General features: G+C 38.9%; 9 protein-coding genes and 1 riboswitch. Of the genes, 8 read left to right on the top strand and 1 reads right to left on the bottom strand.

The genetic code is table 11. The features are described from left to right. Positions 1-13: 13 nt before the first annotated feature. The 3 genes from N824_RS24025 to N824_RS24015 all read left to right on the top strand — a co-directional run bounded on the left by N824_RS24025 (position 14) and on the right by N824_RS24015 (position 5,343). Positions 14-2,038, top strand: coding sequence for a RagB/SusD family nutrient uptake outer membrane protein (locus tag N824_RS24025; protein ID WP_048907634.1), 2,025 nt, complete (start codon positions 14-16; stop codon positions 2,036-2,038). Between the two features lie 18 nt (positions 2,039-2,056). Further along, a complete protein-coding gene (locus tag N824_RS24020; protein ID WP_048907633.1) occupies positions 2,057-2,761 on the top strand; it encodes a DUF3823 domain-containing protein in 705 nt (234 codons plus the stop codon). Between the two features lie 209 nt (positions 2,762-2,970). Then, positions 2,971-5,343, top strand: coding sequence for an ABC transporter permease (locus tag N824_RS24015; protein WP_048907723.1), 2,373 nt, complete (start codon positions 2,971-2,973; stop codon positions 5,341-5,343). A gap of 13 nt (positions 5,344-5,356) precedes the next feature. Here the strand turns inward: N824_RS24015 and N824_RS24010 are convergent, their stop codons facing one another. Beyond that, positions 5,357-6,580 (bottom strand): sterol desaturase family protein, encoded by a 1,224-nt coding sequence (locus N824_RS24010; protein WP_200869931.1) that lies wholly within the window; start codon positions 6,578-6,580, stop codon positions 5,357-5,359. Positions 6,581-6,913: 333 nt separating this feature from the next. Continuing rightward, a riboswitch (SAM riboswitch) is annotated at positions 6,914-7,025 on the top strand. Positions 7,026-7,108: 83 nt separating this feature from the next. Between N824_RS24010 and N824_RS24005 the strand changes: the two genes are divergently transcribed. The 5 genes from N824_RS24005 to N824_RS23985 all read left to right on the top strand — a co-directional run bounded on the left by N824_RS24005 (position 7,109) and on the right by N824_RS23985 (position 13,146). Next, positions 7,109-8,245 (top strand): cysteine desulfurase family protein, encoded by a 1,137-nt coding sequence (locus tag N824_RS24005; protein WP_048907632.1) that lies wholly within the window; start codon positions 7,109-7,111, stop codon positions 8,243-8,245. Positions 8,246-8,760: 515 nt separating this feature from the next. Further along, entirely contained in the window at positions 8,761-10,083 is a 1,323-nt protein-coding gene (locus N824_RS24000; RefSeq protein ID WP_048907631.1) for a peroxiredoxin, read from the top strand. Positions 10,084-10,107: 24 nt separating this feature from the next. Further along, positions 10,108-11,424: a peroxiredoxin gene (locus N824_RS23995; protein WP_048907630.1), complete on the top strand. Its 1,317-nt coding sequence runs from the start codon at positions 10,108-10,110 to the stop codon at positions 11,422-11,424. Between the two features lie 78 nt (positions 11,425-11,502). After that, positions 11,503-12,168: a YceI family protein gene (locus N824_RS23990; protein WP_084498436.1), complete on the top strand. Its 666-nt coding sequence runs from the start codon at positions 11,503-11,505 to the stop codon at positions 12,166-12,168. A 21-nt stretch (positions 12,169-12,189) separates the two neighbouring features. Continuing rightward, positions 12,190-13,146, top strand: a complete 957-nt coding sequence (locus tag N824_RS23985; protein WP_048907629.1) for a cytochrome-c peroxidase — start codon at positions 12,190-12,192, stop codon at positions 13,144-13,146. The last annotated feature ends 29 nt before the right edge of the window (positions 13,147-13,175 follow it).

Here is a 13,175-nt window from a genome sequence, read left to right as displayed (position 1 = left end):
CAGACGAATGATTATGAAACAACTAAAATATATAGCATTTATGCTTCTTTTTGGAGCTGTATGCGCTTGTAATAAACTGGACATTGCCCCTGTAAATATTGTACAGGATAAGGACCTGTTCACAGATGCGGGAATGCAGGCCTATATGGCCGCTCTTTATAGCCGCATGCCTATTGAGGATTTTAAATATAGTGCCGGCGATGGTACTGAGGGGTTTAATACCTGGAACCAGATCGCCTTGCCCATGTTAAATACCGGAGAAAATGCTAACCGCAACAACGGAGGTTTTGTAAATCCTGCCAGAGGGTATTGGAAAAGCGGTTATCAGGTTATTCGCTATTCCAACTATCTGATAGAAAATTTACCGGCCTATGCCGCATCATTAACACAGCCCAAAGTTGATAAATGGATAGCTGAAGCACGTTTTATTCGTGCCTTTACTTATTTTGCTTTAGTAAAACGTTACGGAGGCGTACCTATTACAAGTCAGGTTCAGGCTTTAAATGCTAATGTTGAAGAATTGCAGATTCCGCGAAGCAGTGAGCAGGAAGTGTATGATTTTATACTCGCAGATCTTGATTATGCCATTACAAATATGAACGAGGCAAGTGAGCAAAAGGGACGTGTAAATAAAAACATTGCTGCGGCATTTAAATCGCTTGTTGCACTTTTTGCAGGGTCAAAGGCCAGATATGGCACACAATATGTTGTTGATGGAGTTATGCTTAATGGTATTCCGGCGGCAAAGGCCAACGATTACTTTAAATTAAGCTTTCAGGCTGCAAAAATGATAGAGGGTAAGTACTCCCTTTATAAAAAAACGTGGTCGGCCACAGATAAAATTGCTTCTGCAAATAATTACGCGGCACTTTTTCTGGACACTGAGAGTCCCGAAACGATCTTCTCTAAAGGTTACTCCTTTGTAGAAAATGTACATAGTTTTGACGCAGTTTATTCTCCGCCACACATGACTTCAACTTATGGCGATCGTTTTAATCCTACTTTGGATTATGTTGAGCTTTTTGATGGACTGCCAAAGAATTCACGTGGTGAGCTACAAACCACTAAGCCTGATGGAACCTATATCGTATATGATTATGTAGAGCAGCTTTTTGAAAATTGCGAACCAAGGTTAAGAGGCACAGTTTTATTGCCGGGCCAGGCTTTTAAAGGATTACGTACCGATCTTCGTCGCGGAACATTTATCGAAAGTATAGATCCGGCTACGCCAATACAAAAGTTAGTGCCAGAGGGTTCAACCGCAGCTTATTCTTCCAATCCATTTTATAATCCAAACGTAAAACAGGCAGGAACATGGAATAGTCAGGTGCCAATCGTATTGTCTACAGGCCAATCTATTAATCCCACTGGTTTGGATGGCCCAACTTCTTCAAATAATGCCACCATTACCGGTTTTCATGGGCGCAAATATCTAAACCCTAATGTTTCTGCTGCCCTTACCAAGCTCCATGAATCTACCCAATCGTGGATTGAAATCAGGTATGCAGAAGTATTGCTAAACCGTGCCGAAGCGGCGTTGGAACTTGCACAACATGGTGTAAATAATGTAGATGGAGTAGACCTTCAAAACGACGCCTTTGTGCAGATCAATGCCATTCGCGAACGAGCGGGAGCGGTATTGTTAACAGACCAGGGAGAGCTTTCGTCAGGCGCAGCACTTGCACCGGGCACCGGTGTTGGGTCATATGTGCTGGCGCCAACAAGAGGCTTGCAGCTTGTAAGGATAGAGCGCAGAAAGGAACTTGCATTTGAGCATAAGCTTTGGTGGGATATGCTGAGGTGGAGAACTGCCGATCTTGAAGTTAATTCAAGGATATGGAGAAAGCTTAATCCCTTCCTGTTTGCTAAAGGATCGGTTCCTGAAGCACCGGATTATGTAAAGGGCAAGTATATTTTTGATGCCAGACTGGAAGAGCGCAATTCAAGATTCACCGTGGCAACCAAATATTATTACGAAGCTATTCCAGGGGCTGAGATTGCAGCAAATCCTAAGCTAAAACAAAACGAACAGTATTAACCATTACAGAAATCAGGTATGAAAAAGATATTATTTATATTATTGTTTTTTGCAGGAGTGGCAGCATTGCATTCCTGTAAAATTGATGATTATGGGGCCCCTTCGGCAGTATTGCAAGGAACAATCCTTGACGATAAAGGACAGGGTCTGCAAGCTGAACAAGGCCAGGGAAACACCAGAATCAGAATGGAAGAACTGAGCTGGAGCAGTACACCAACCCCCATGTTTTTAAATATTAAACAGGATGGTAATTATATAAACAGCAAGTTATTTGCCGGCAAATACCGTATTAGCCCAATTGAGGGTCCCTTTTATCCGGTAACAGCAGAGGAAATTGATGTCAAGGGCACAACAATACACGATTTTCATGTATTGCCTTATGTAGTTGTAGAATGGGTGGGTGATCTGGTAGTTACAGCCGACAAAAAGATCTCTGCTAAATTTAAGTTTAACAGAAATGAGGCGCCAGCCGGACAAACCAAACCGACCGTTGCAGATTACAGGTTGTTCGTTTCAACTACAAAATATGTAGGCAACAATAATTTCGATCCTGCAAATGGTCTGGTAACTGTTATTCCAAATGAGAATACAGAGGTTACCGTTACCACAAATACAGCAATGAAATATGCCACTACTTACTACGTGAGGGTAGGTGTAAGGGTAAATGATAATTTCAAAAAGTACAATTATACCACAGTAAAAGAGATAACAATAACACCATAAATTATTAGGTTAGTTAGTTAAGCGGCGAGGGCTTTGGCTTCCTGAGCCGCTTTTCTTATTTAAAACCTAACTGTACATTTATGTACATAGATTGTACGGAAATGAACAATAAATTGTCGGCATAAATATAAATGTTTGATATTTAGGTTTATGGCGCTGTTTCTGAGAATGGCATATCTTTGGCGTAAGAGATGAAAAAAAACCGGAATATGTTTTTAATCAACTTTAAAATAGCTTTAAGAAACCTTTGGAAAAATAAAGGTTTTTCCCTGATCAATATTGGAGGATTAGCCATTGGCATGACCTGTTGTTTAATGCTCCTGATGTATGTGGGTTACGAATGGAGCTACGATAAACAATTTAAAGATATTGATCGGATATACGCTGCTAAACTTACCTTAAATGTAAATGGGAAACTTTTAACAACAGACGCAACCCCAAATAAGCTTGCAGGTGCTGCTTTGGTTAGCTTGCCCTCGGTAGAAACAGCCAGCAGGATAGCTATGGGTGAGAAAACGAAATTATTTGGTACTGCCAATAACAATTTTAAGTTGAATACCCTAAATGTTGATCCTGGGTTTTTGAAGATATTTGATTACAAGTTTATTCAGGGAAACCCCGAAACAGCTTTAAGCGAACCCAATTCGGTTTTACTTACCGCCTCAGCGGCTAAGAGGTTATTTGGAAGTGTGAACGTTTTAGGCAGCAGTGTAAAATGGGATAATAGTAAGATATTGAAGGTATCTGCGGTCGTAGAAGATCTGCCAAAGAATATGACCCATCAATTCGACGCCCTACAACCCTGGTCATTTTTTGAGCAGGAGCATCCCGGAGAGAAAGACAATGGTTGGGGAAGCATTACCTGTTTTACTTTATTCAAGTTAAAAGATAAAGCTAATCTCGAGACTACTGATGCTGCGGTAAGGCAACTGATCAAGAAAAATGATAAGGAGACCACACTCCAGGCTTTTCTTTTCCCCTTTGGCAAATACCATCTTTATGATCATTTTGAGAACGGTAAACCTGCTGGAGGAAGGATTGATCAGGTAAGACTATTTATATTTTTGGCGTTCTGTGTTTTGTTGATCGCTTGTATTAATTATATGAACCTTTCTACCGCCCGGTCAGAAAAACGTGCAAGAGAAGTAGGGGTTCGTAAGGCGCTTGGTGCTTCCAGAAAAACGCTGATTGGACAGTTTGTATTGGAATCACTTGTGCTTTCATTAATTGGTATTTTGATTGCATTTGTACTGCTAGAGGGAGTGTTGCCTTATTTTAACAATCTGCTGGATATCTCTATTCAAATCAATTACAATTCACCCTACACATGGATTACATTGCTCTCGCTAATCTTATTCACAGGTGTACTTGCAGGGAGTTATCCCGCGTTTTATTTGTCGTCCTTTACACCTGTAAAAGTATTAAAAGGCTTTACTGGAATAGGTAAATCCTCATTGCCAATGCGTAAAATACTAGTTGTGGTACAGTTTACGATCTCAATTTGTATGATCGTTTGTGCTATTGTGATCTATTCCCAAATCCAATTCATAAAGAATAAGCCATTAGGATTTAACCAGAATAACCTGGTGCAACTGGACCTGGAAGGTGAGTGGTTAAAGCCGCAGAAACTGGAAATCTTTAAGACGGAGCTTAAAAATACCGGAGCTATTGTTTCTGCAACAGAATTTGCAAGCTCATTTACTCAGGGAGGCACAATAACCGGAGACATTAGCTGGCCAGGTAAGGCTGCAAATGATAATTCTATTATAGATTATCGAAGTACAGGCTTCGATTTTGTAAAAACGATAGGGACTACTATGGTGATGGGAAGGGACTTCTCACCGAAATTTGTTGCTGATACAGCAACATCATTACTGCTAAATGAAAGTGCCGTGAGAACAATGGGGCTTAAAAATCCAGTGGGTGCTAAGATTACCTGGGGCGATCAATCGCTAAATGTAATTGGTGTTGTTAAAGATTATATGAACGAACAACTGGGTGCAAAGTCAAAACCTACCGTATTTTATTGCAACATCGCTCAAAGCAAAGTATTACTGCTTCGTCTTAATCCAGATCAGCCACTAATCAAATCAGTTCAGTCTATCAAAGACATCAGTCTTCGACTTAATCCCTCTTATCCGGCAGATCTTCAGTTCGTTAACCAGGGTATGCAGCAGAAGCTAAAAACAGAGCGATTGCTCAGCGTGCTATCTAACCTGTTTGGTTGTTTTGCCATTTTTATCTCTTGTTTAGGCTTGCTAGGTCTTGCTTTATATATTGCAGAACAGAGAAGCAAAGAGATCAGTATCAGGAAGGTTCTTGGTGCCGATTTGAAAAGTATTCTTGTGCTATTAAACAAGGATTTTATCAAACTGGTTATTCTGTCTAATATGATTGCTATTCCTGCTGCTTACATCATTGCGGTAAGGTGGCTTCAGAAATATGATTATAAGGTTGCCATGACTGCCTGGCCGTTTTTAATTGCTTTATTTTTATCTGTATTTATTGCAATTATTACAGTAAGCTTTCAAACCGTTAAAGTTGCAAAGGCAAATGCGGTTGATGCATTGAAGTATGAATAGGTTCTTAAATAAGTTAAACTTTATCATACCTAAGCACATAATGGCGATACAAATGACTAATGCGAAATAGTTGTTCTGCAATGAACAGCAGCACTACTAATGGCAGTAACAGTTCCATATGATCCGACTTCCAAAAAATATAGGTAAATAACGTTAGCAAACGGGTATACTCGAGATTGTAAATCCATTTTCGTTGCTCCATTAATGCCCCGCAGTTGATCAGTGTAAGCAGAACAAAGCCTACAATAAAAAGCTTATCGGCGGTTTCAAAGAAAGGATATAAACCGGTAATTAGTGTTAGCAGAATTACGCTTACAATTATTTGTATGTTTAAATAGCCTCTGAATTTAAAACGATAAGAAGAGGAGGCCTTGTGCTGCAAGTATTTGTTTTCGAGTGTTGGCCTGATTTCCTGATCCAGTCTGGAGGGATGACCGAAGACGATTTTTAATTTATCCCTTATGTCAGGCACTTTTTTACACGCCGCTAAAATCTCCAGGTAGTAATGGAAGTGCTGCCACAAGAAGCTGTAACTCTTTACTGGATGGGTAAGGCCATACTTAGGTGGTTCTTCTTCCCTTTGGAATGTCCCAAAGATTTTATCCCAGAACACGAATACATCTCCATAGTTTTTATCCAGATATTTTTGATCGCTGGCATGATGAACGCCATGGATTGAAGGTGTAACCAGAATATATTCGAGCCAGCCCAAATTTCTGATCAGTTGAGTATGTGTAAAAAAAGAGTAGGCACCATGAACAACCAGAATAGCGATAACCATGGTAGGATGAAATCCCAGCAGTGGTATTATGCACCAAAAAAGATTTCTGATAAGAGCTTGAAAAACAGTGATCCGTGCTGATACGGTAAAATTAAATTCTTCGCTTTGATGATGTACAATATGAGCTGCCCATAGGATGTTTACCTCATGACCCAGCCGGTGATACCAGTACCAAACCAGATCTGTAACCAGGATTAATAATATCCACACCCACCAGGTATTTGGGATACTAAAAAGAGCATAGTTGGTATAAATCCAAAAGAATAAGGTGTAGAAACTAGCTGATATAAAGAGATTAAGAAGTCTTTCGGCAATGCCTATGCTGAGGTTGGAAATGGAACTTTCATATTTGAACAAATGTGTCTTTTTTAGCTTTACAGCGATGCCATACTCTAAAAATAGAAACACAAAAAAAGCCGGAATAGCGAAGGCTAAATAGTTAAAATGACTAATCATAATTTAATTCCTCTTAGCCAAATGTAAATAAATACTACTAGTTTAGTAGTATTTATTTTGAACTATATTTTAGCAAACTCGAATGTTTCCTTATTCAATGTTTATACAATCTAAAACTGCACAGACATTGTTGTACCATTGCATAACGATTGTTTAAGTATTGTATAAACCCTAATAATGTTCTAATTATCAGTACTTTATAAAAGCTGTTTTTTCTTGCTTTTTTGTGGTAAAACAAGCCAATTAGAAGGCATTAAAATTTATTTTAATAAAGTCTAGTAAATTAGTAGTTTTTATTTATACATTTGCGACTCAATAGTTGTTCTTGTAATTTACTTATCCAGAAAGACAGAGGGAAAGGCCCTACGACGTCTTAGCAACCTGTACCAGCTTTGCTTGTAAAAGGTGCTAATTCCTGCTCCGCGAATGCGGAGAAAGATAAAATGGTAAAGAGTTGTACCTCTTCTGAATAAGCTGACATCACAGAATGATTAATTATAAACGATTAATTAAAAAAGAGGAGGAAGAATGAGAATTTATCTAGACAATGCTGCAACCACCCAACTGGACAAAGAGGTTTATAAGGAGATTATCCCTTACCTGTTAGAGTATTTTGGCAATCCATCATCACATCATGAAGATGGAAGAATTGTGAAAAGCGCTATTGAAAACGCCAGACATACCATCGCAGATCTTCTAAATGCTGCCCCAAATGAAATTGTCTTTACAAGTGGCGGTACCGAGGCCGACAATACAGCAATATTATCGAGTGTATATTCTGAACAGGTTAAACATGTAATTACTACTCCATTTGAGCATCATGCAGTTCTGCATACACTCGAAGCACTTAAAAAGCGTGGCGAGATAACCCTAAGCTTTATAAATACAGATGATAAGGGAAACCTTGATGTTGAGCATTTACAGCAACTATTAAAAAATAAAGAACGCTCATTGGTATCAGTAATGCATGCCAATAATGAAATCGGGAATTTAAACGACATTGAATTAATTGGTGAGCTCTGTTGTAGTAGCAACGCTATTTTTCATTCAGATACGGTTCAGACGATTGGGCACTATCGCCATGATCTGTCAAAATTGAAGGCACACTTTGTCGCTGCATCGGCACACAAATTTCATGGTCCAAAAGGAGTAGGATTTATTTACTGTAAAAATGGGATCCAGCTTTCGAAGCTGATTCATGGCGGATCTCAGGAACGCAGACTACGTGCAGGAACCGAAAATATTCATGGAATTATTGGACTGGCAAAAGCGTTGGAAATTGCTTACCGGGATATTGATGAGCATGCAAGGTATATACAAAAACTAAAAGACAGGATGATCTTTAAATTGAAAGCCGAAATTGAAGGGGTAGAGTTTAATGGAAATTCAGCCGATGCGGATAAGAGTCTTTACACCGTTTTAAGTGTTAGCCTGCCGCAACATGAAGGTGCTGATGACTTACTGGGATATCTGGACCTGAACAATATTTCTGTGTCTGGAGGAAGCGCCTGCTCTACAGGGTCGGCATCGCATGTGCTAAAAGCAATTAATGCAGATCCATCCCGCCATACGGTGCGCTTTTCGTTTAGCAAGTATAACACCGTAGAAGAAATAGATTATACCGTTGAAAGGCTCTCGGCAATTTATAATCCGGTAACTATATAATGAGCTTAATGGTAAAATTAACATCCTGGCTGTGTAGATTGCGTGGCTTTATGCAATGGTGGAAAGTTCATTCAGCTCGCTTTCTGCAACACGCCGGGATGTTAATTAATAAACGTTTAACAATATACAATAACGGCTAATAGAAGGCCGGATTATAACATAAAAAATAAATACTACTAAATTGGTAGATTTTTTTTGAATTGTTATTTCTAAGCATTACCTTTACATCAATCTAATAAAGCTCCACCCCTTAGTAGATGATTTTTATTGCCAACATCTAGTAACTCCACCATTAATAGATGATTTATAAAGTTTTCTAAAAAATGATTTTTAGAAATATAAATTAACTAGTGATATGAAAAATTTAAAATTCTGTTGTTGTATGTGCATGTAGTTTCTACAGCATTCCCTGATTGATTTTCTTGAATTTATTCGTCAGAATTTAATAGCCAGGCTATTGAGGGAGGAATCGTTATGCCCAAAATTCTCTTAAACAACCTAAAAACCCCTATACAATGAACTTAAAAGATTATCTATTTAAAGCTAAATGCCTGTCGGCAGGTATTTTATTGAGTGGTGCAGCACTTGCAGGAACTAAACCTGAACCTGCAAAATTCATTAAAGAAGGCGTGTGGCGCGGTGTATTTACCGTGAGCGAATCGCAGGTTCCCTTTAACTTTGAACTAAAAGGAAAAGATCCTCAGCATGCAGTGTTTACCCTTTTAAATGGTACACGACGCGATGATTTCCACGTACAGCTAATTGGCAAAGACTCCATATTCGTTAAAATGAACACTTATGATGCTGCTTTGGTAGCCAAAATAGAAGACGATGGAAAGCTAACAGGCGAGTACCGTAGTCTGGTGCCTAATTTTAGAGGAAATGCACTCCCTTTTACTGCAGAATACGGCAAGGCATATCGCTTTGTTGAGCCGGGAAAAGACGTGAAACCCAAAGCAGATTTAAGCGGTAAATGGGAACTTAAGCTTTATAGCAAAGAAGCTGTTCCGACCTCAATTGCTGTATTAAAGCAATCGGGAAATAAACTCACCGGTGTGATAATGACCGTTGTTGGTGATAGCCGCGAAATAGAAGGTACTGTACAAGGTGATGAATTTGCATTATCGGGTTTTACAGGCCCCAGCCCTTTCATTATTAAAGGAAAAATAAATGAAGATGGAACCCTTTCCGGAGAGCAGGGTTTTGGAATTTATAAGAACATCAAATTTGATGCAACCAAAAATAATGTTGCTGATTTGCCTGATCCTTATAAACTAACCTTTTTAAAGGAAGGCTATAAAAAGCTTGACTTTACTTTTCCTGATTTGAACGGTAAATCTGTTTCGCTAAGCGACGACAAGTATAAAGGTAAAGTAGTGATTGTAGAGATTATTGGTACCTGGTGTCCTAACTGTACAGATCAGACAGTGTTTTTGTCGCCATGGTTTAATAAAAATCAAAAGCGTGGTGTAGAAGCCATAGCAATAGGTTTTGAACAGAAAGACAGTTTGGAGTATGCTAAATATACGCTAGGGAAACTAAGAGATAAATATGATATCAAGTATGACATACTTTTTGGTGGGCTTGCCGATAAAAAGCTGGTAGCTCAAAAACTCCCTGCAATTAACAAGTTCATTGCTTTTCCGACAACCATAATCATAGACAGAAAAGGTGAGGTGAGAGAAATTTACACAGGATATACTGGCACTGTAACAGGTAAGTATTACGATGATTATGAGAAGAAATTTAATAAAGTGCTTGACGAATTATTGGCTGAACCGGAACCAACTGCAACGCTTCAAAATGCAGATACAAGCAATACCATAAAAGGTAAATAATAGTATAACCATAAAACTTAAACGATGAATAAGCGCAATTTTTTTAAAGAATTATTATTACTCTCATTAGGCTTACTCTTTGGCGTATCTGTATGGGCTTTAGATAAGAACCATGCCGGAAAAGTAATTAAAGAGGGTGTTTGGCGGGGTGTATTTAATGTTAGTGAAACTCAGGTGCCATTTAATTTTGAATTTAAAGGCAAAGACCTTGAGCACGGCACATTTACACTGTTAAATGGAACCAGACGCGATGACTTCCATGTAACCCGCCTGGGCAAGGATTCGATTTTTATTAAAATGAATACCTACGACGCTGCACTTGTTGCCAAGATAGAAGATGATGGAACACTAAGCGGCGAGTACCGCAGTCTGGTACCGGGTTTTAGAGGTAACTCTTTACCATTTACAGCAGAGCATGGTAAGAACTACCGCTTTGTTGAACCTGGTAAGGACGTTGCACCGGCTGCAAACATTAGTGGCAAATGGGAACTGAAGTTTTATTCCAAAGAGCAGGTTCCTAATAAGGTGGCCTTATTAAAGCAAAACGGAAACAAACTTACCGGCGTAATTTTGCAGGTGACAGGCGATAGTCGTGAATTGGAAGGTACCGTACAAGGCGATGAGTTTGTTCTATCAGGCTTTACGGGCCCAAGCCCTAAAATTTATAAGGGTAAGATTAATGCAGATGGTACTATTAGCGGTGTAATATCGGCAGGGATTTACGATAATACCAAGTTTGATGGGGTAAAGGACGACAAGGCTGAATTGCCTGATCCGTATAAGCTTACCTTTTTAAAGGAAGGTTATAAAAAACTCGACTTTACTTTTCCTGATCTGACAGGTAAACCAGTATCCTTAAGTGATGATAAATATAAAGGCAAAGTAGTTATTGTTGAGATTGTTGGCACCTGGTGCCCTAACTGTACTGATCAGACTATATTTCTTTCGCCATGGTTCAATAAGAACCAAAAGCGTGGTGTAGAGGCTATTGCTATTGGCTTTGAACAAAAAGATAGTTTACAGTATGCACAGTATACACTGGGTAAATTGAGAGACAAGTATGATGTTAAATACGACATTTTATTTGGCGGCCTTGCCGATAAAAAGGTGGTGTCTCAGAAACTGCCTGCGCTGAACAAATTCATTGCTTTTCCAACTACCATAATTATCGATAGAAAAGGCGAAGTGCGCGAGATCTATACGGGTTATACAGGCACAGTAACCGGCAAATATTATAAAGAATACGAAAAGAAGTTTAATGATCTGTTAGATGTTCTGATTGCAGAAGAAGTACCTTCTAATGCATCAGCAAAATCTGATAATACTTTAAAAGGAAAATAATAGAAATCCCTCTTCCCCTGGTGCAGACTTAGGTTTGTGCCAGGGAATTTAAAACCACTAAATAATTAAACAAAGAATATGAAATTAATACTAACTCTTTCTGCAATTACTGCAACTTCACTGTTGGTTTTTACCGGAGCTGTAAAACCAACAACTTCTAATAAAACAGTTTTATCTGCTAAAAAAGTAGCACCGGATAAAGGTGCCGTTGTTAAAGCGTTGGTGTTTAAAGTCGACAATGAAGGCAGCAAATTAACATGGCTGGCTAAAAAAGCTACAGGTGAACATAGTGGATCTGTTAAAGTTAGCAACGGTAGTTTTACGGTAGAGAATAATACTTTAAAAGCGGGGAGCTTTGATATTGATACCCGGACAATAACGAACGCTGACCTTACTGATGAAAGTGCGAATGCAAAATTAGTAGGACACCTTAAAAGCGAAGATTTCTTTAGTGCAGAGAAGTTTCCTAAAGCGAATTTTGTAATCATTTCTGCTACCAAAACTACAGGTAGCCAATACAATGTTAAAGGTAAACTAACAATAAAAGGGATAACCAACGAAGTCAGTTTCCCGGCAACAATTGCTGTAAATGGTAAAAAGTTAACAGCTAATGCCAAGATCACTATAGACCGTACCAAATACGACATTAAATTCCGCTCTAAAAACTTCTTTGAGAACCTGGGCGATAAAGTAATCTATGATGATTTTGATATCGACGTGGCACTGGTTGCTAATGCTCAATAATTGCATGACTTTACAATAATCATGAAAAAAAGAAATACCCTACTTATACTGATAGCCTTTGTTTTCCTGTTGATTACCCAGTTAAGTTTCATGTCGGGTAGCGACGAGATACAGACCCGGGAGCAACTTGGCAGTAAGCTGTTTTTTGATAACATACTATCGAAAGACCGGACAATTAATTGTTCGTCCTGCCACAGACCGGAATTTGCTTTTGCTGATACTGCAGTATTTAGTAAAGGTATTGGTGGAAAACTTACATCCCGGAATTCTCCGGGATTAACCAACTTATCTGGCCGTACTCACTTTTTTTGGGATGGCCGTGCCTCATCACTTGAGGAGCAGGCTTTAGGGCCAATAACATCGCCTGATGAAATGGGCTTAAGCATTAACGAGGCAATTGAACGACTTAATAACGATAAATTCTATGCAGACGCTTTTAAAAAAGTATTTAAAACAGCGCCGAATAAAGATAATTTGTTGAAAGCACTAGCTGCTTTTGAACGGACGCTGGAAACAAATAACAGCCCTTATGACCGATACATAAATGGAGATGACAACGCCATGTCGGAAGCCGCCATACGCGGACGCCTTCTGTTTATAGGCAAGGGGAATTGTAACAACTGTCATTCAGGTGAAGATTTTACAGCCGATAGGTTTAAAAATATCGGCTTGTATAATGGGAAAACGTTGAATGATGCCGGCCGGTTCAGCATAACAAAGGACAGTACTGTATTGGGAGAGTTTAAAATACCCGGTTTACGTAATGTGGCGTTAACAGCTCCATACATGCATAACGGTAAATTTAAAACTTTAAAAAGCGTGGTAGAATACTACAATAATCCGTCGGTAGTGGTTAATGATGGTATTAACAGAGACTTATCATTGGATAAACCCCTAAATCTATCGAGTCAGGAAATGGATGATATTGTAGCGTTTCTGGGTGCGCTTACCGACGACAGGTTCCTGTTGAACAAGTAAAAACATATAACTGACAAATGGAATATATG

This window comes from Pedobacter sp. V48, from assembly GCF_000523515.1.
In the GTDB taxonomy this organism is placed as follows: Bacteria; Bacteroidota; Bacteroidia; order Sphingobacteriales; family Sphingobacteriaceae; genus Pedobacter.
The sequence above is the reverse complement of the archived record's forward strand: the minus strand, read 5'-3'. Positions and strand labels throughout refer to the sequence as shown.